Origin of the sequence: Tigheibacillus halophilus (genome assembly GCF_042683165.1) — a bacterium.
In the GTDB taxonomy this organism is placed as follows: Bacteria; Bacillota; Bacilli; order Bacillales; family Amphibacillaceae; genus Tigheibacillus; species Tigheibacillus halophilus.
Genome location: NZ_JBHUIZ010000018.1, coordinates 159,152 through 176,613, shown reverse-complemented (window position 1 = coordinate 176,613; position 17,462 = coordinate 159,152). Strand labels below are relative to the sequence as shown.

The window sequence follows — 17,462 nt, the reverse complement described above, 5'->3', positions numbered from 1 at the left end:
AACAGATTTTTTTGGCAGCTATTTTTAATACAGTATGGCATATCCAAGTCATACATTAGATTTTTAAAGGAGTTTTTTTATGAAGGTTTTTACCTTTGATACCATGAAAGCAAATAACCAAGATTTCCAATCACGAAAACAGCTGTTATCCCTAATGCAGCGACGTTTCTCACTCTTCGGCTACGAACATGTCCACACGTCCGTATTCGAACCGTATGAATTGTATTCCCAGGTAGCGGGGACCATCGCCCAGGATGACATGATCAAAGTTATCGATCCCAGTGGAAAAGTCCTTGTACTGCGCCCAGATGCAACCATCCCGGTGACGAAAGAGGTAGCAAAACATTATCACGGCACTGCTGGACATATCCGCTACTTTTATATGATGGATGTATTCCGCCAATCCTTTGATGGAACCGGAAGCAAAGAAAAAACACAGGCTGGCGTAGAGTGTTTTGGCGAAAAATCTGCAGCCATAGATGGAGAAGTCATCGCATTGGCTGTTGAAACATTGCAGGATATGAAAACACCGAATTTCAAAATCGAAGTCGGGCATGCCAACTTCTTTAAACAACTGCTTACCCAGCTGCCAATCAATGATACAGCGCTGAAGCAGCTGAAAACGTATATTCAGGCAAAAAACATGACAGAAATCGCTCCTTTCTTAACATCTCAAGACGTACCACCGTATCTGGTTGAAAAAATCAGCCAAATACCGCTGCTTTACGGGGAACCGAAAACCGTCATGGAACGTGCACAGAATATCATTTTGAACGATACCATGAGAAAAGAACTCGACGGCCTATGGGAAGTGTATGAAGTACTCTGCACATATGGTGTCAGCGAACAGATTGTTTTCGATCTCGGCCTGATCAATCATATGAACTACTACTCGGGCATCATTTTCCAAGGTTTTGTCGATCAGGTAGCTAAACCAGTTTTGATGGGCGGCAGATACGATCAGCTTGCAGCCGCATTCGGTAATACCGTTCCCGCTGTCGGCTTTGCCATCGATGCGGAAAGCTTGCTTGAAGAAGCAAAAATAGATATTACAGCTGATCTTCCAGGCGATATCACGATTATCTATGAAACAAACAAACTTTCAAAAGCGCTAAAACTGGCAGGAAAGCTGCGAAATGCCGGCTGGCGTGTGATTACAGCTGAAGCAGTTGAACAAATGCCCATCAATAGTAAACAAATCATTCAGCTTGAAGCGTCATCCAGCACATGGATATGCGGTGAACAAGTGGTGCCATTCACTACAATAGAAGAATTGGAGAAATTGATTGTTGAAACCGTAAAGAAAAATTGAAAGATATTCCTACCACATGCGTGCATATGACACATTCACTTATCCGGGCGAAGAACCAACTACCGCCTTCCCATTTATCTGATATAAGGAGGTTTTTTTCGATGGAACAGCTTACCATTGCTCTAGCCAAGGGACGTACTGCCAAACAAACCATCTCACTATTAGAAAAAGCAGATATTGCGTTTCACGATTTTCACCCCGACAGCAGAAAACTCGTTTTTCACAACCAGGAAAACACCGTGAAGCTTGTCTTTGTCAAAGCAGTCGATGTTTGCACATATGTGGAAACAGGTGCTGCTGATATCGGAATCGTCGGCAAGGATAATATTTTAGAAGCAAATCCTGATATATATGAGCTGGCAGATTTGAAGTTCGGGAAATGCAAGTTTTGTGTTGCCGGATTGCATGGGCAGACGCCATTGGATAAAGCGGAGCACCTGACAGTTGCTTCAAAGTACCCGTACGTTGCTGAACAATATTTTAAGGACAAAAACATTCCGATCACAACTATCAAGCTAAATGGCTCAGTGGAGCTTGCACCGCTGATTGGTATGGCGGATGTGATAGTCGACATTGTCGAAACAGGCAACACCATTCGCGAAAACGGGCTGCAGATATTGGCAGACATGGATCATATCAGCACGCGCCTGGTAGTCAATAAAGCAAGTTTCGCAACAAAAACAGCCAGTATCCAAAAAATTATCGATCAAATCAAGAACGGCTTGGAGTGTACCGTATGAAAATAATTACAGCAACCACATATGAAAAAGAATTGGAATTGACTGCCCGCAGCAGCTCCGATCAAAAAGAAATCGACCAAACCGTGCTTCATATCCTTTCAGAAGTAAGAAAAAATGGCGATCACGCGTTACGAAACTACACGAAACAATTCGATCAGGTCAATTTGGAAAATCTGCGCGTCAGTGCGGAAGAATTTGCGGAGGCTTCACAGCTCGTGAGCGAACAGTTCATCACAGCGATGCAAGCGGCCAAAAAAAATATTCTTCGCTTTCATCAGGAACAAAAAGAACATTCCTGGTTCATCAATCCTGCAGAAGGTATCATGCTTGGCCAGAAAGTGACACCTCTGGGGCGTGCTGGTATTTACATTCCTGGTGGTAAGGCCGCATACCCATCGACAGTATTCATGAATGTGCTGCCCGCTAAAATCGCAGGGGTACCTTCCATTGCGATCACCACCCCGCCTGGAAAGGATGGAAAAATCAATCCGCACGTTCTCGTTGCTGCTGAAATGGCAGGCGTTGAAGAAGTATATAAGGTTGGCGGTGTCCAGGCGATTGCAGCACTAGCCTATGGAACAGAATCCATCAGGAAAGTCGATAAAATCGTGGGACCAGGGAATGCCTTTGTCGCCCGCGCCAAGAAATGGGTGTTTGGCGATGTTGCCATCGACATGATTGCCGGTCCAAGCGAAGTCTGTATCATCGCCGACAAAACTTGCAACCCACGTTTTGCTGCAGCGGATCTGCTTTCTCAAGCGGAACACGACGAAGATGCTGCAGCCATCTGTATCACAACCGATAAAAATATCGCTAAACAGATACAAGAGGAAGTACTGAAGCAGCTTGGCTCATTGGAAAGAATGCAAATCGCTGAAGAATCCCTGCATAGACATGGACGGATTGTCCTTGCTGCAAATTTAGATGAGGCGTTCCAATTGGTAAACTTGCTCGCACCGGAGCATTTACAAATCATTACGGCAAATCCGATGGAACAAATCCATTCGGTACAAAACGCTGGTGCCATCTTCCTCGGTTCGTATTCTCCGGAAGTGCTTGGTGATTATTTTGCAGGTCCTAACCACACACTTCCGACAAGCGGCACCGCCGCTTTTGCGTCACCGCTTGGTGTCTATGACTTCTTGAAGAAGTCCAGCATCATCCAGTATTCCCAGCCAGCTTTGCTTGCAGCAGCAGACCATATAAGCACCATCGCAGATACAGAAGGACTCGATGCCCACAGCAAAGCAATCATGTATAGAAAGGAAGATGCACTATCCGAAGCGAACAGATTTCGAGAAAAACAGCAGAAACAAAAATAGATTTGCAACTGAGTATTGATGGAACCGGCAAAACGGAGATCGATACCGGAATCGGCTTTCTCGACCATATGCTTTTGTTGATGGCTAAGCATGCTGGCTTCGACCTGAAAATATCCTGTCAGGGGGATCTCGAAGTTGACCAGCACCACTCTACTGAAGATATCGGTATCGCACTTGGCCAGGCGTTTTATACGGCACTTGGCAGTAAAGAAGGCATCAACCGTTATGCTCACATCACTACGCCGATGGATGAGGCATTATCAGCTATTTCCATCGATATCAGCGGCAGGCCTTGTTTCGTTTATCGTGTGGAAGGACTGAAGGAGAAAGTCGGCCAATTTGATACCGAGCTCGTAGCAGAATTTTTCCAGGGATTTGTCAATCATGCCAAACTTGCCCTGCATATCAATTTATATTACGGAAAGAACTCGCATCATATGATTGAATCGATTTTCAAAGGATTTGGCCGCGCACTTGCGCAATCAAGTGAGCAAGCAGGGCGTTTTAAAGGAATCCCATCAACAAAGGGATTGCTATAAGAAAAGTGCAAGCGCCTGATCAGCCCCGACAAGCTTAAGCAAGATTCTGGCGTGGCGGGTTTTTGCCACATAAGAACATTGCTTAAGACCTCGAGGGGCTAGGCGCTGGAACTAGACAAATAAGAAAAGTGCAAGCGCCTTGATCAGCCCCGACAAGCTTAAGCAAGATTCTGGCGTGGCGGGGTTTTGCCACATAAGAAGATGGCTTAAGACCTCGAGGGGCTTCATAAAACAACAGCCTATACTTTTTGAAGGGAACATGACTATGATTGCCATCATCGATTACGGAGCCGGTAATATCAAGAGCCTGCAATCTGCATTATCACGGCTGGATATCCCATCTCTGCTCACTACCAGCAAAAATGAAATCGAAAAAGCCGATGCCATCATCCTCCCGGGAGTCGGGGCGTTCGCAGAAGCGATGAAACAGTTAGAAAAATTGGGTCTGGTGAGCCTGCTCAAATCAGAAGCTTCCAAAAACAAGCCATTTCTCGGTATCTGCCTTGGCATGCAAATGCTCTATGAAACCAGTGATGAAGGCGGGGAATGCCCTGGACTCGGTTTATTCAAAGGAAAAGTCCGCCTAATACCAGATATAGTCAAAGTTCCGCATATGGGCTGGAATGATTTGCAAATAAAGCAAAACGTTCCACTATTAAACGGCATTAGGGAAGGCTCACATGTATACTTTGTCCACGCTTATTTTGCCGCGGAGGGTGACACCGAAAATCTTGTCGCCGATACAGCTTATGGCGTGCGTATCCCAGCGGTAGTACAACAAGGCAATGTGTTCGGCATCCAATTCCACCCGGAAAAAAGCGGCAGTATCGGGCTGCAAATACTGAAAAATTTTGGGGAGTTGATTTCATGATTCTATTTCCAGCGATCGATATTCGTAATGGAAACTGTGTCCGCTTAAGACAAGGCGATTACAACAATGAAAAAATTTATAGCGGCTCGCCTGTTGCCATGGCAAAAAAATGGGCAGAACGCGGTGCTGAATGGTTACATATTGTCGATTTGGACGGTGCCAAAACCGGCCTCTCCAGCAATGCAAGCGTGATCAAGCAAATCGCCGATGAAGTTTCTGTGCCCATTCAAGTCGGCGGTGGCATACGGCAGCTGGAAACCGTTAAAGACTACCTCGACAGTGGTGTCGCAAGAGTCATTGTTGGTACAGCAGCTTTAAAGGATACAGTTTTTTTGAAGGAAGCGGTAAGCACTTTCGGGGATAAAATCGCTGTCTCCATCGATGCCAGGGATGGCTATGTTGCCACAGACGGCTGGATGGATGCAAGTAATCTGAAGGCATTGGATTTATTACGGCAGCTAGAAAACATCGGCGTACAAACGATCATTTATACAGATATTTTGAAAGATGGCATGCTCAAAGGACCGAATGTTGAAGAATTGGAAACAATGAACAAAGCATCTGAAATCAAGGTAATCGCATCAGGCGGCGTTTCAACTGCTGCGGATGTCAGAAATCTCGCAGCATTGAATATGTACGGTGCTATTATCGGCAAGGCACTCTATGAAGAAAAAACGTCTCTGGAAGAATTATTGGAGGTGACACAATGACGTTGACAAAACGAATCATTCCCTGTCTGGATGTCGACAAGGGCAGGGTAGTAAAAGGCAGGAAATTCAAAGACTTACAAGACGTCGCAAATCCCATTACATTAGCAAAAAAATACGATGAGGCTGGTGCAGATGAACTTGTTTTTTACGATATCACCGCATCCAATGAAGCCAGAGACATTTTTGTCGATATGGTTGAAAAGGTTGCCGCTGAAATTTCTATTCCCTTCACTGTCGGCGGCGGTCTGCGCACGGTAAATGATATACAAAAAGTATTGCGTGCTGGGGCTGATAAAGTTTCGATTAACAGTGCTGCTGTAAAAAATCCACAGTTGATCAGCGATGCTGCTGCTAAATTCGGCAGACAGTGTGTCGTGCTTGCCATTGATGCCAAACAAATTGCAAACAGCTGGCATGTTTTTATCAACGGCGGCCGGGTGGACACAGGATTGGACGCCATCACCTGGGCGCAAAAGGCAGAAAAGCTCGGAGCCGGGGAAATTGTTGTCAATGCGATAGACACAGATGGAGAAAAAAATGGCTACAATCTCGACCTCAATAGAGCAATTGCGGATGTTGTCAATATACCTATTGTCGCCAGTGGCGGCGCTGGCAGTATGCAACATTTCGCTGAGGCATTGCTTGGAGGAAAAGCCGATGCAGCGTTGGCGGCCTCTGTCTTTCACTACGAAGAAATCGATATCCACGCACTAAAAGCATTCTTACGCCAACAAGATATACCGATAAGGGAGGTAACAGCAAATGAATTTTGACATCTCTACATTGCGTTTCGACAAAAACGGTCTAATCCCTGCTGTCGTTCAGGACGAAAAAACCGGCGAGGTTTTAACACTTGCATATATGAATGAAGAAGCGATTGCAAAGACGTTGGAAACGAAAGAAACCTGGTTTTTCAGCCGAAGCAGGAATGAATTATGGCATAAAGGTGAGTCTTCAGGGAATACACAGCGAGTCGTACGTCTGCAGCAGGATTGTGACGCCGATGCGCTGCTTCTGCAAGTTGTGCCGGATGGGCCAGCATGCCATACTGGAAATCGCAGCTGTTTTTCTGAAACCATTACGGAAGATGCGGCTAGCAACCGGACTGTGCTTCATGAACTTGTTCAGAAAATCAAGGAACGGAAAGAAAATCCAGTCGAAGATTCCTATACGACCTATTTATTCCGCGAAGGTATCGATAAGATTTTAAAAAAAGTCGGGGAAGAATCAGCTGAAGTCATTATTGGTGCCAAGAATAACAATAAAAAAGAAATCACTTGGGAAATCTCTGATTTGATCTATCATACCCTTGTATTGATGGAGCTCGTCGAGGTGGATATTACAGATTTAAAGGTCGAGCTTTTCAAACGCCACCTGCAAAAGCAGGGTGAGCAGAATGCATAAATTTTGGAGTACGATGGTCAGGCGAACGGAGCCTTATGTACCTGGGGAACAGCCGAATACACAGGATTTGTTGAAATTGAATACGAACGAAAACCCGTATTCCCCTTCCCCAAAAGTGTTGGAATCCATTACGGAAGAAACGAATCAGTTGATGCGTTATCCCTCGCCTACCGCTGATTTGCTTCGTGCTGAAATTGGAAAACGTTATGGGTTGGAGCCGGATGAAGTATTTATCGGAAATGGATCAGACGAAGTATTAGCTTTTAGCTTTATGGCATTTTTTGATCCTGGAAAAATCATTCGTTTCCCTGATATCACGTACAGCTTTTATCCGGTGTATGCAAAGCTATTTGATATTCCTTATGAAGAAATCCCGCTAGAAGAGGATTTTTCCATACCTTCAAGTGCATTCGCCAACAGCCCCGGAGGCGTGATATTTCCAAATCCGAACGCACCGACAGGTATATTTTTAGAATTGGAAAGCGTCAAAGAAATGGTAGTGGCAAATCCAGATTGTGTCGTGATAGTGGATGAAGCATACATCGACTTTGGCGGCGAATCGGCTGCCTCACTCATTGCAGACTTCGAAAATCTTCTGGTAGTGCAGACGACCTCCAAATCAAGGTCTCTCGCCGGTCTGCGTGTGGGGTATGCACTGGGACAAGCACATTTGATAGAAGCACTGATACGTATTAAGGATTCTTTCAATTCCTACACCATTGACCGGCTCGCTCTCCGCGGAGCACTTGCATCATTTCAGGATCACGCTTATTTCAGTGAAAAAACGATGCAGCTCATAAGAACGCGGGAAATGACGACTGAAAGAATGTCAGCACTGGGATTTCATGTCATCCCATCACAAGCCAACTTTTTATTCATGGAACATCCGGATATCCACGCAGCTGATTTATATATGCTGTTAAAAAAGGAAAATGTGCTTGTGCGGCATTTTGATAAGCAGAGGATTGCGAACTTCTTAAGAGTCTCGATTGGGACAGATGAACAGATGGAGCGCTTCTTAGAGGTGACTGGTAAGATATGTATGGGATAAGCAAGTCTGATGTCTGTTTAAAAGGAGCAGATATAATACTTGTGTTCCGGTATAAACAATTACAAAAGAATATGAGAAACGACAAAAGCCTGCTTTTTTGCTGGCTTTTGTCATTATCAAACAAGTTAATGATTATATACAGAACAGTTTAGCTTCATTTGATAGCATGGATATATTTTAAGACAGAAGGACGAGTTACATAACTTTGCTTTTTCAGATGATTTCCCAACTCGTAAACAAATCCTTCAAAGCACTTTCCAGTTCTTCTTCCGCAATCCCAGCAAACCCAAAAACGATTTTCGGCCGCATAACTTTCCAGTTCGTCATTGAATAAGAAGACAATGAATAAACATTGATCCTTGCAGAAGCCGCCCTCTCCAAAAGTTCGTTCTCACCTATACCATTCATGACTTCAAGTAATATATGCAGTCCATTCTGTTCCCCAATTACCCGTATCCTGTCTGAATACGGCTGCAAAATTTCCATTGTTTTTTCCAATTTACGTCTATAGACCTTACGCATGCGATTTAGATGTCTTTCAAAATCCCCTGACATCATAAATCGTGCAAGTATACGCTGGTCTATTCGGGAAACAGTGCAATGATAATAAGAATAACGTTGATTGTATTGTTTCAATAACTTATTTGGCAGCAGCATATAACTGATCCGCAGTGACGGTATCAGCGACTTGGAAAATGAGCCTAAATAAATCACTTTACCGGCACTGTCCATTCCTTTTAATGCCGGAATGGATTTTCCCGTATACCGAAACTCACTATCATAATCATCTTCAATAATATAACGACCTTCCTGGCCAGATGCCCAATTAAGCAACTGCACCCGACGATTGACCGGCAGCACATAACCATATGGAAAGTGATTAGAGGGTGTCGTGTACATCATGTTGATCCGTTGCTTTTCCAAATCAGTCACAATCACACCATCTTCATCTACTTGCAATGGCCGTACTTCATTTGGCTGGTCTGCCAGGATACGTGATATGACATGATATCCAGGATCCTCCACCCCATAACTGATGTCATCTCCCATCAGACTGACCAGTTGTTGGAGCAATATTTCGCTTCCGGCACCAATAATGATTTCTTCAGGTAAACATTTCACCCCCCTGGCATGATACAAATAGGTAGCGATTTCCTGCCTTAAAACAAGTTCACCTTGGCGATCTCCGTGTAAAAGCAGATGATGATACTGTGGATCTATCAGCTCTTTGGCGTATTTTCGCCACTTGGTGAACGGAAAATGTTCCGTATCGATTTTACCGGGGTGAAAGTCATATTTCCATGCCACGGGTTTTTCTTTCTGTTGGTGTGTTTTTTTTGATGTATTGACCAACACTAAATCCTCATTAGCAGCAATAAAATAACCTTGACGGGGCTTCGCCTCCAAATATCCTTCCGCTACAAGTTGAACATATGCTGTTTCGATGGTATTTTCACTAATCTTAAGGTAGTCAGCCAATTTGCGCTTAGATGGCAGCTTGGTTTCGTACACCAGTCTGCCTGCGATAATCTCTCCCTTAATATACCTATACAGTTGTTCATATAAAGTCTGTTCGCTTTCTCGATCCAATACACAGGACAACATATCCATATACTCCGCCCTTTCTGACCCCATCAAAAATATTTAAACTGACGCTTTTAACAATATCACATTCCTATTATAATCGAATTAATATTTAAAATAAAATATCAATGGAGGAGCGATTAAATGGAAAAAGTTAAAGACGCTAGAGCAATTAAAGGAGTACATATCCCCCACCATGGTGTGATTATGGACGTAGTCAATGCGGAGCAGGCAAAAATTGCGGAAGCTGCAGGGGCGGTCGCTGTAATGGCGCTAGAGAGAGTACCTTCTGACATTCGCAAAGCTGGCGGGGTCGCCAGAATGGCTGATTCGAGAATCATTGCCGAGGTAGTAGAGGCTGTTTCCATCCCTGTCATGGCCAAAGCACGTATTGGACATATTGTTGAAGCCCGTGTTCTGGAAGCGATGGGTATTGATTACATTGATGAAAGCGAAGTATTGACACCAGCTGATGAAGAATTTCATATTTTGAAAAGTGATTTCTCTGTCCCATTTGTTTGCGGCTGCCGTGACCTTGGTGAAGCTGCCCGCCGTATCGGAGAAGGTGCTTCCATGTTGCGGACAAAAGGAGAACCTGGTACTGGCAACATAGTAGAAGCTGTCCGTCATTTGCGAAGGGTCAATGCCCAAATCAGAAAACTGACTTTAATGCAAGATGATGAACTGATGACTGAGGCTAAAAACTTGGGTGCACCTTATGAAATATTGAAACAAATCAAAGAAGCTGGCAGGCTTCCAGTGTCTAACTTTGCTGCGGGCGGCGTAGCCACTCCTGCTGATGCTGCATTAATGATGGAGCTTGGAGCAGATGGCGTTTTTGTCGGGTCAGGTATTTTCAAATCGGAGACACCTGAGAAATTCGCCAACGCGATTGTCAAAGCGACTGCTAATTATCAGGATTACGGATTAATCGGAGAATTGTCGAAAGAACTAGGTACTGCGATGAAAGGTTTGGATGTACAAACAATGCCAAGAGAGGAAAGAATGGCTGAACGCGGATGGTGAATAAGATCCAGGAAGGGATGCTGCAGCAACAAGCAGCATCCCTATTTTGTGCATATGAAAAGCGCCTGTACATCGTACAGGCGCCATCGATATTTGCGGCGGGTCACTATCTGTTCACATCAGATAACGCAGTGCCCGGCTTATGCAAATCAGCTCATCGCAAATCTAAGTATATCATATCTCCGGATTATCGACCACAGGAATACTATGTTTGCAGCAATATTTTCAAATACTGGTTCGTACAGATCAAAGAAATGCGGTGATCCCCTTTCTGATATTCCGTAAGGGAGCCTTCCCGCAGGGTTTGCACCCAGCCATTCCTTTTTAAAATGAATTTATACCCATATGGGATCCCGTCCTCTTCTTTAGCCTGCGGCCAATTGAATCCATAAGCTATATTTGATTTATCTACCAGCTTTGCATATCTCGGGACAGGAAAATGATGCAGCTCGTTCAATGTTTTGTATGAAAAATATGTTTGATGATAAAAAAACAGGCCACACACAACCACAATGGCTGAAACCAGCCAAATTGCTTTTTTCCTCATACCCATTCTACTCCTCTGCCATTTTTCCTTTATTGATACCTGAGACAACCCGCTTAATCTTTTACCCTTTTAAAAACGATTTGATTGAAATTTGTTGTGACATTCCCGGCATAGCTGCCAATCTGTGGAATGATATTGACTAGCTCCCAGCCGGACTTGCCGTGTTCATTCAGTAGTTCTTCCAGTTCCCCGCTGTCTACATCGAGCATAGCATTTTTCCAGGCAACCACCTTATATTCCCACTGCATACCGTCTGCCCCCTCTATTTATCCATACGATTATAGAGATGCATTTGTTTCAAAATATTACCATACAAAGCGAAGTATTCATGTTATATTTACATTACATTTATTTTGCATAGGAGAATTTAAGTATGAAAACAGAGAAAGAGAAAATGCTTGCGGGAGAACTTTATCATGCGGGAGACCAGCAGCTTGTCAAAGAAAGACTGCAAGCGCGCAAGCTGACACGCTTATTCAATCAGACATCGGAAGATGAGACTCCAAAAAGAAGCGAACTATTGAAAGCGCTATTCGGTTCTACCGGCAATGAGCTTAGCATCGAACCTTCATTTCGATGCGATTACGGCTATAATATACATATAGGAGAAAATTTTTACGCGAATTTTGACTGTGTATTCCTGGATATCTGTGAAATTCGTATCGGTGATGACTGTTTCATCGCCCCTGGAGTACATATCTATACTGCTGCACATCCGATTGACACGCGAGAAAGAATCACTGGTATCGAGTACGGAAAACCGGTGAATATTGGTCATCATGTATGGATCGGAGGAAGGGCTGTAATCAATCCGGGTGTCAGAATCGGGGATAATGTCGTTGTGGCATCAGGCTCTGTTGTCACCAAAGATGTCCCTGCTAATGTCGTCGTCGGGGGAAATCCAGCCAGGATTATTAAAAAAATTCCTGAATGAAACGTATAAATCCATGCAAATAGGAAAGCATGCGGTGCTCTCCTATTTGCAATAATGCCATTTCCCTCCATATTAATCCTTATGTTTTTTAACTGAAGGTTCATCTTCAGGCCTTTGAAAACCTTTGTCCAACCTTCCAGCATTCTCCATATCGCCGGATGCACGGTACCCTGTTGCTTCTCCGTTGGAGGTCGTTCCGTAGAATCCCATGCCGCCTAACGCAACGTTAATATTTTCCTGATTTTTCTTCTTTTTAGCCAATGGTCACACCTCCTAACGCTAATGTAACCATTGCCCATATATGTATGTTTGGAATTACCTGATGCTTAACCTGTATACTGAAGGGGTAATATAATTTAAGGCTTTGTTCCATCACTGTATGAGGATAAAAACAAATTTAATAAAGGAGGAATATGTATCATGGCTCAATCATTCAACGTGACCGATCCGGCGACAGGTGACGTGATCCAGAAAGTCACATACGATTCTGAAGAAGACATTAAGCAGGCGCTGAAACGCGGCCACGAAGCTTTTAAAGAATGGTCCCGCGTTAATGCTCATGAACGGTCCCGTTTACTAAAGAAATGGTCTCAAAAAATCCAAGAAAACAAACAGGATATCGCTGAAGTTATGACTCGTGAAAATGGCAAACCGTTAAAAGAATCGCTCGGGGAAGTCGACTATGCGACCAGCTATATCGACTGGTATGCTGAAGAAGCAAAGCGGGTTTACGGTCGTACAATTCCTGCCAATACGGAATCGAAACGTATTATCGTGACAAAACAGCCTGTCGGACTTGTCGCAGCAATTACTCCTTGGAATTTCCCTGCCGCCATGATGACCAGAAAGGCGGCCCCGGCACTTGCCGCAGGTTGCACCTTTGTTGTCAAGCCGGCAGTCGAAACACCATTGACAACCATCCGTTTCATCGAACTAGCTCATGAATCCGGTATCCCGGAGGATGTAGTCCAATGTGTCAACCAGCGCGGCAGCGTGGCAGGTGATATTTTCACGGACAGTGAGTATGTACGAAAAATTACTTTTACCGGTTCGACACCAGTCGGTAAATCATTAATCAAAAATAGTGCTGATACAGTCAAGCATGTCACGATGGAGCTTGGCGGACATGCCCCGCTCATCGTGGCAGAAGATGCGAATATTGATTACGCCGTCCGGCAAGCTATCGCCACCAAATTCCGTAATGCAGGACAAACCTGTGTCTGCGCCAACCGTCTTATTGTCCACGAGAGCATTGTAGATGAGTTCTCCCAAAAATTTGCAAGCGAAGTTAGCAAACTTAAGGTTGGCAACGGACTGGAAGAAGGGACAGACATCGGTCCGATCATCAATAAAAAAGGATACGATAAAATCGTAGAACAAGTGGAAGACGCCTTGGATAAAGGGGCTGAAGCACTGGTCGGAAACAAATACGAGGTAAATGATGATAAGGGGAGCTACTTCGTCTACCCAACCGTTTTGAAGAATGTCGATGAAGGTATGTCGATCATGCATGAGGAAACATTTGGCCCAATTGCCCCGATTATCAGTTACAAACAAGTGGAAGAAGCGATAGAGATCGCCAACAATACACCATTTGGGCTCGCAGCCTACTTTTTCACCAATGACTATCGTAAAGGTACCTTCCTTTCCGAAAATCTGGATTATGGCATTGTAGGATGGAATGACGGCGGTCCTTCAGCAGCCCACGCACCATTTGGCGGTATGAAGGAAAGCGGACTCGGTCGTGAAGGCGGGCTAGAAGGTATTGAGCCGTATCTCGAGACGAAATATTTGTCCATCGGCGGATTCTAAGTTTAAAATTTCTATGAATAAAACCAGATGCCATCTCAGGGTGGCATCTTTTCCTTTTTCAAATTATCATTCATCTTGCTTATCCTGTCTTTCGCAAGTATAGTGAATATATATAATAATGGAAAAGGTGAGCCCATGTCATATGAAAGATTACGAAATTATGAGTTGATTGGCGGGCTGTCATTTTTAGGCAGTGTAGGTATTTTACTTTTCCTTCTTTTGAAAGGAGCTTTTTTATATACCTTTCTTTCTTTCATTTTGTTAGCTATCATCGGACTCATTGCCACAGATAGATACACTAAATTACAAAACAGGTTGAATGCCTGTATGAAAAAACGTATTGCTTCTCTACAGCCGTCTGCCAATGATTTTCAGAACACTGTCATGTTCTTGCCGGATTCTCTAACAGTCAAACTGGTGTTTGATTTCCCTGCAAAGCGGCTCTATATATGGCGGCCTGTTGATGGCAAAGCGGGATTAAATATGGATATGCCATTTAACATTTTTGCTTATAATTTTGATGAAATCTCGAAAGTAAAAGTCATTGCTAATGATCAAACAATCGCTAACAGCAAGGACTTTTCCGAAAAGGAAGCTGATAGTGTCGAAGGAAAAATACAGTTCAAAAATCTGAAATCATTGCTTTTGGAAATCCAACTGAATGACATTCGCCATACATTGCCATTCTACAAGTCTATACCCGGAAATGGCAACGTCCCTGTCCGGCCTCTTAGCTCCGCATACAAACAGAATGTAGGACAAATCACAGAATCCTTCAAGATATTAAATAATATTATTCATGGAAAGAGTTTGGAGCTTACAATCATGGAGCCCGTTGAGACCACCGCCGATGAGCAGACTCCCCTTGTGAATGAAAGGGAAGATGCAGGCAGGGGCGACCATCATCTAAGCAAGCAAACAGTTAACAATTCGCTTGCTGTCCAAATGACAGCAACGAATGATGCAACCAGACAAACACAAAGTGGCTCTTCTTCACCGAAATACATCGAAACATCCAATAAACCCACAGATACGATGGATGCTGAACAGACTGAAACGAGAAGCGCATTCTCTGATTTCGAAAAATTCCTGGAAAGCAACAAGCAAAAACAATTTGGCAGCTCCAGACAGGACGATCATAACTAGTACAAACACAGGAAGGTTCTGCATGATGCAACACGATTATTCCCTCATTTTTAAAAAACTGCATAACCATTACGGACCGCAAAACTGGTGGCCTGCTGATTCACCGTTTGAAATGATGATCGGTGCCATACTTGTTCAAAATACGAATTGGCGTAATGCTGCCAAGGCACTGCACAACTTGGGTAACCGTCTCGAACCGGAAATCATTTTTCAAATGCCAGAGGCAGAACTGGCTGAACTAATTAGATCAAGCGGATTTTACAAGATGAAAGCAAAAAGAATCAAAGCGTTTATGCAATGGTTCGAAATCTGCCATTTTTCTGTTGAGAATATAAAAAAACGAGATAAGGACGCACTGCGCAATGAATTACTGCAGATCCATGGCATCGGAAGGGAAACAGCAGATGTCATGCTGATTTATGCTTTTGAGAAACCTGTTTTCGTTGTTGATGCATACGCAAGAAGAATTTTCTACCGCCTTGGCTATGATATGCCGGCTGCATACGATGCCTTTCGACTGCAGGTTGAAAGCCAGTTGCCAAACGATGTACAGATGTATAATGAGTTTCATGCGCTGTTGGATGAACATGCTAAAAGTATTTGCAGAAAAAAACCGCTATGCAGCAAATGTCCTTTGATTGACGTTTGCGCACAGCGGTATTGAATCGCAACCGAAGGTGACAAAGTGAATTGTATAAAATGCAATAGCGATAATATCGGAAAAGATACAATAGCCGCCACCACATAGTAGATTTATATGTATCCAAAAAATAATTTAAAAAGCAAACCCTCTCCGATTCAAAAACTGCGGTTATATGTTACTAGCGCTGCCAAACTGGACGGATAAACCATATACTCTGAGATAATACTAAAAATGAACACTGAATCCATCAAATTCGTGTGTACCTGTTCCAAACCGAATCAAATCGTTCTTTCGCAGGTATTGAACAGCCTGCTTGGCTTCCATCAGGATTTTTGGGTCAAGCCCAAGCGTGTTATGCGACCCATATATCTTAGTTACACTGGGTATTTCAGCTATCTTCTCCAACGATCGGCATAAATCAGCCGGACTGGTGGACGGATAATGCGCGTAAACCGGCGTCTGGTCATAAAGCAAATCACCGGTGAACAAATAGCCATTGGTTTGATCAAAAATGTTGATATGACCTGGTGAGTGCCCTGGCGTGTGATAAATTGTCAACGCCCGATTTCCCAGATCGATCACGTCCCCTTCTTCCAGCAACCCAGCTGGCTCTCCCTGAAATGGCTGATATGTTTTCGGATCGAATGACACTGGTGTCGGTTTGGTGATATCCCTGCCTATGTCTTTTCGGATTTGCGCGATGGAAAGCCCGCCAATGCCATTAACCAACCAATCTTTATCATCTTGATGCACATATATACGTTCAAATTCCCCGTGGCTTCCGATATGGTCCGCATGAACATGGGTTGTTATGACATCAATCGGCTTTTCTGTCAGTTGATCGGTAACCCGTTTCATATGATCGATGCCAAGCCCGGTATCGATCAATACAGCTTTTTCTTCTCCCAGCAGCAAAAAAGCGTGCACCTTTTCCCAGTGGCCATATTCACTGATGGCAAAAGTCTTCTGATCAATTTTTTCTATTGTGAACCATGGATCTTTGAGCATACTCATCCTCCTTCATGAAGCAACTGAAATCAAGAATTGACGTAGTCCATTCCTATTCGCCGGTTACATTAACCGGAAACCGCCGTCGCTACCTGTCTGTTTCCGCTACCTCACTCGTGGCCTCAATTTCCACCTTGTTTAAAGCCTGTGTCGCCAGTTTATCTGCCTCCTGATTGTCCTTTCTTGAAACAAGCTTGTATGATGCCGTCAACCCCATTTTACCGATTCGGTTTTCGATGCGGTCTATCCACTTTTCCAAATCATCATCATAGCATGGCCATTCATCATTCATCTGGTTGATGACGACCATAGCATCCCCGATAAACGTCACCGGTAAATGGTGCACTTCCAGGTTTTCTAACTCTTTCAACCCTAAATCAAGTGCTGCATATTCCGCTTCATTATTCGATTCCAATCCTTCAGCAAATATATTTTTGCGTAACCGGTAAGATTTCCCACTTTTGTCAAAATAAATCACACAGCCCAGACCTGCAGCTTTTTTTTCTTTATGGAATCCACCATCGAAATAAACAATGATGTTATGGGGTTCCGATTGAATTTCTTCCGTGTATTTTTTCAATTCTTTTAATGTCCAACTATGATCATAGTCATCCAGAAATGTAAACGCAAGCTTCCTTCCTGTCTTTTCCAGGTCTTCGGCAATTTGAATGGCATCCTTCATATCCATAGGATCGGAATAAAATTCTGTCTTCGCTCCTTGGGGTGTTTGATAGATCAATTTTATGTGGATAGGCATTCTCTTCCCTCCAAAAAAGTGTTGTTGTGATAAGTATACCCTATTGTGCCAAAAGC

Annotated in this window: 20 protein-coding genes; 14 read left to right on the top strand and 6 right to left on the bottom strand. The window is 43.7% G+C overall.

All coding sequences use genetic code 11. The features are described from left to right. Positions 1 to 79: 79 nt before the first annotated feature. The 9 genes from hisZ (at position 80) to hisC (ending at position 7,949) form a co-directional block, all read left to right on the top strand. The gene (gene hisZ, locus ACFSMW_RS19850; protein WP_390358049.1) at positions 80 to 1,312 is read left to right on the top strand and encodes an ATP phosphoribosyltransferase regulatory subunit; all 1,233 of its coding nucleotides are present in this window, start codon (positions 80 to 82) and stop codon (positions 1,310 to 1,312) included. 101 nt (positions 1,313 to 1,413) lie between these two features. Further along, positions 1,414 to 2,052, top strand: a complete 639-nt coding sequence (gene hisG / locus ACFSMW_RS19845) for an ATP phosphoribosyltransferase (RefSeq protein WP_390358048.1) — start codon at positions 1,414 to 1,416, stop codon at positions 2,050 to 2,052. After that, complete coding sequence (gene hisD, locus ACFSMW_RS19840) at positions 2,049 to 3,374, top strand: histidinol dehydrogenase (RefSeq protein WP_390358047.1); 1,326 nt, start codon at positions 2,049 to 2,051, stop codon at positions 3,372 to 3,374. Before hisG ends, hisD begins: the two co-directional genes overlap by 4 nt. After that, positions 3,329 to 3,913, top strand: a complete 585-nt coding sequence (gene hisB / locus ACFSMW_RS19835) for an imidazoleglycerol-phosphate dehydratase HisB (protein ID WP_390358140.1) — start codon at positions 3,329 to 3,331, stop codon at positions 3,911 to 3,913. The genes hisD and hisB overlap by 46 nt, the downstream gene beginning before the upstream one ends. A gap of 265 nt (positions 3,914 to 4,178) precedes the next feature. After that, positions 4,179 to 4,784: an imidazole glycerol phosphate synthase subunit HisH gene (gene hisH, locus ACFSMW_RS19830; RefSeq protein ID WP_390358046.1), complete on the top strand. Its 606-nt coding sequence runs from the start codon at positions 4,179 to 4,181 to the stop codon at positions 4,782 to 4,784. After that, entirely contained in the window at positions 4,781 to 5,494 is a 714-nt protein-coding gene (hisA, locus tag ACFSMW_RS19825; protein ID WP_390358045.1) for a 1-(5-phosphoribosyl)-5-[(5-phosphoribosylamino)methylideneamino]imidazole-4-carboxamide isomerase, read from the top strand. Before hisH ends, hisA begins: the two co-directional genes overlap by 4 nt. Further along, the gene (gene hisF / locus ACFSMW_RS19820; RefSeq protein WP_390358044.1) at positions 5,491 to 6,267 is read left to right on the top strand and encodes an imidazole glycerol phosphate synthase subunit HisF; all 777 of its coding nucleotides are present in this window, start codon (positions 5,491 to 5,493) and stop codon (positions 6,265 to 6,267) included. The genes hisA and hisF overlap by 4 nt, the downstream gene beginning before the upstream one ends. Then, positions 6,257 to 6,898, top strand: coding sequence for a bifunctional phosphoribosyl-AMP cyclohydrolase/phosphoribosyl-ATP diphosphatase HisIE (gene hisIE / locus ACFSMW_RS19815; RefSeq protein WP_390358043.1), 642 nt, complete (start codon positions 6,257 to 6,259; stop codon positions 6,896 to 6,898). Before hisF ends, hisIE begins: the two co-directional genes overlap by 11 nt. Further along, entirely contained in the window at positions 6,891 to 7,949 is a 1,059-nt protein-coding gene (hisC, locus tag ACFSMW_RS19810; protein ID WP_390358042.1) for a histidinol-phosphate transaminase, read from the top strand. The genes hisIE and hisC overlap by 8 nt, the downstream gene beginning before the upstream one ends. Before the next feature lie 213 nt (positions 7,950 to 8,162). Here hisC and pdxR read toward each other — a convergent pair whose 3' ends face one another. Next, positions 8,163 to 9,560: a MocR-like pyridoxine biosynthesis transcription factor PdxR gene (gene pdxR, locus ACFSMW_RS19805; RefSeq protein ID WP_390358041.1), complete on the bottom strand. Its 1,398-nt coding sequence runs from the start codon at positions 9,558 to 9,560 to the stop codon at positions 8,163 to 8,165. 117 nt (positions 9,561 to 9,677) lie between these two features. Here pdxR and pdxS point away from each other — a divergent pair, with 117 nt between their 5' ends. Next, entirely contained in the window at positions 9,678 to 10,559 is an 882-nt protein-coding gene (gene pdxS, locus ACFSMW_RS19800) for a pyridoxal 5'-phosphate synthase lyase subunit PdxS (RefSeq protein WP_390358040.1), read from the top strand. A gap of 205 nt (positions 10,560 to 10,764) precedes the next feature. Here pdxS and ACFSMW_RS19795 read toward each other — a convergent pair whose 3' ends face one another. Both ACFSMW_RS19795 and ACFSMW_RS19790 read right to left on the bottom strand, forming a co-directional pair. Continuing rightward, positions 10,765 to 11,106 (bottom strand): hypothetical protein, encoded by a 342-nt coding sequence (locus ACFSMW_RS19795; RefSeq protein WP_390358039.1) that lies wholly within the window; start codon positions 11,104 to 11,106, stop codon positions 10,765 to 10,767. 53 nt (positions 11,107 to 11,159) lie between these two features. After that, a complete protein-coding gene (locus ACFSMW_RS19790) occupies positions 11,160 to 11,354 on the bottom strand; it encodes a DUF4177 domain-containing protein (protein ID WP_390358038.1) in 195 nt (64 codons plus the stop codon). A gap of 125 nt (positions 11,355 to 11,479) precedes the next feature. Here ACFSMW_RS19790 and ACFSMW_RS19785 point away from each other — a divergent pair, with 125 nt between their 5' ends. Beyond that, positions 11,480 to 12,040, top strand: a complete 561-nt coding sequence (locus tag ACFSMW_RS19785) for a maltose acetyltransferase domain-containing protein (protein ID WP_390358037.1) — start codon at positions 11,480 to 11,482, stop codon at positions 12,038 to 12,040. Positions 12,041 to 12,112: 72 nt separating this feature from the next. On the opposite strand, the gene ACFSMW_RS19780 is transcribed toward ACFSMW_RS19785, so the two are convergent. Beyond that, positions 12,113 to 12,301: a hypothetical protein gene (locus ACFSMW_RS19780; RefSeq protein WP_390358036.1), complete on the bottom strand. Its 189-nt coding sequence runs from the start codon at positions 12,299 to 12,301 to the stop codon at positions 12,113 to 12,115. 159 nt (positions 12,302 to 12,460) lie between these two features. On the opposite strand from ACFSMW_RS19780, the gene ACFSMW_RS19775 reads away from it, so the two are divergent. The 3 genes from ACFSMW_RS19775 (at position 12,461) to ACFSMW_RS19765 (ending at position 15,662) form a co-directional block, all read left to right on the top strand. Further along, positions 12,461 to 13,852, top strand: coding sequence for an NAD-dependent succinate-semialdehyde dehydrogenase (locus ACFSMW_RS19775; protein WP_390358035.1), 1,392 nt, complete (start codon positions 12,461 to 12,463; stop codon positions 13,850 to 13,852). A 135-nt stretch (positions 13,853 to 13,987) separates the two neighbouring features. Beyond that, positions 13,988 to 14,998 carry a hypothetical protein gene (locus tag ACFSMW_RS19770; RefSeq protein ID WP_390358034.1) on the top strand — a complete coding sequence of 337 codons (1,011 nt, stop codon included), beginning with the start codon at positions 13,988 to 13,990 and terminating at the stop codon, positions 14,996 to 14,998. A 22-nt stretch (positions 14,999 to 15,020) separates the two neighbouring features. Continuing rightward, a complete protein-coding gene (locus ACFSMW_RS19765; protein WP_390358033.1) occupies positions 15,021 to 15,662 on the top strand; it encodes an endonuclease III domain-containing protein in 642 nt (213 codons plus the stop codon). 204 nt (positions 15,663 to 15,866) lie between these two features. Here the strand turns inward: ACFSMW_RS19765 and ACFSMW_RS19760 are convergent, their stop codons facing one another. Beyond that, the gene (locus ACFSMW_RS19760; RefSeq protein ID WP_390358032.1) at positions 15,867 to 16,649 is read right to left on the bottom strand and encodes an MBL fold metallo-hydrolase; all 783 of its coding nucleotides are present in this window, start codon (positions 16,647 to 16,649) and stop codon (positions 15,867 to 15,869) included. A gap of 88 nt (positions 16,650 to 16,737) precedes the next feature. Next, a complete protein-coding gene (locus ACFSMW_RS19755; RefSeq protein WP_390358031.1) occupies positions 16,738 to 17,406 on the bottom strand; it encodes a reverse transcriptase-like protein in 669 nt (222 codons plus the stop codon). Between the last annotated feature and the right edge of the window lie 56 nt (positions 17,407 to 17,462).

What these genes read in the sequence shown, in the direction of transcription:
- ACFSMW_RS19795 (WP_390358039.1), bottom strand. Translation starts at nt 11,106, where the DNA reads ATGAGGAAAAAAGCAATTTGGCTGGTTTCAGCCATTGTGGTTGTGTGT.
- hisZ (WP_390358049.1), top strand. Translation starts at nt 80, where the DNA reads ATGAAGGTTTTTACCTTTGATACCATGAAAGCAAATAACCAAGATTTC.
- hisG (WP_390358048.1), top strand. Translation starts at nt 1,414, where the DNA reads ATGGAACAGCTTACCATTGCTCTAGCCAAGGGACGTACTGCCAAACAA.
- ACFSMW_RS19790 (WP_390358038.1), bottom strand. Translation starts at nt 11,354, where the DNA reads ATGCAGTGGGAATATAAGGTGGTTGCCTGGAAAAATGCTATGCTCGAT.
- hisA (WP_390358045.1), top strand. Translation starts at nt 4,781, where the DNA reads ATGATTCTATTTCCAGCGATCGATATTCGTAATGGAAACTGTGTCCGC.
- hisD (WP_390358047.1), top strand. Translation starts at nt 2,049, where the DNA reads ATGAAAATAATTACAGCAACCACATATGAAAAAGAATTGGAATTGACT.
- ACFSMW_RS19760 (WP_390358032.1), bottom strand. Translation starts at nt 16,649, where the DNA reads ATGCTCAAAGATCCATGGTTCACAATAGAAAAAATTGATCAGAAGACT.
- hisC (WP_390358042.1), top strand. Translation starts at nt 6,891, where the DNA reads ATGCATAAATTTTGGAGTACGATGGTCAGGCGAACGGAGCCTTATGTA.
- pdxS (WP_390358040.1), top strand. Translation starts at nt 9,678, where the DNA reads ATGGAAAAAGTTAAAGACGCTAGAGCAATTAAAGGAGTACATATCCCC.
- hisH (WP_390358046.1), top strand. Translation starts at nt 4,179, where the DNA reads ATGATTGCCATCATCGATTACGGAGCCGGTAATATCAAGAGCCTGCAA.
- pdxR (WP_390358041.1), bottom strand. Translation starts at nt 9,560, where the DNA reads ATGGATATGTTGTCCTGTGTATTGGATCGAGAAAGCGAACAGACTTTA.
- ACFSMW_RS19755 (WP_390358031.1), bottom strand. Translation starts at nt 17,406, where the DNA reads ATGCCTATCCACATAAAATTGATCTATCAAACACCCCAAGGAGCGAAG.
- ACFSMW_RS19785 (WP_390358037.1), top strand. Translation starts at nt 11,480, where the DNA reads ATGAAAACAGAGAAAGAGAAAATGCTTGCGGGAGAACTTTATCATGCG.
- ACFSMW_RS19765 (WP_390358033.1), top strand. Translation starts at nt 15,021, where the DNA reads ATGATGCAACACGATTATTCCCTCATTTTTAAAAAACTGCATAACCAT.
- hisF (WP_390358044.1), top strand. Translation starts at nt 5,491, where the DNA reads ATGACGTTGACAAAACGAATCATTCCCTGTCTGGATGTCGACAAGGGC.
- ACFSMW_RS19770 (WP_390358034.1), top strand. Translation starts at nt 13,988, where the DNA reads ATGTCATATGAAAGATTACGAAATTATGAGTTGATTGGCGGGCTGTCA.
- ACFSMW_RS19775 (WP_390358035.1), top strand. Translation starts at nt 12,461, where the DNA reads ATGGCTCAATCATTCAACGTGACCGATCCGGCGACAGGTGACGTGATC.
- hisIE (WP_390358043.1), top strand. Translation starts at nt 6,257, where the DNA reads ATGAATTTTGACATCTCTACATTGCGTTTCGACAAAAACGGTCTAATC.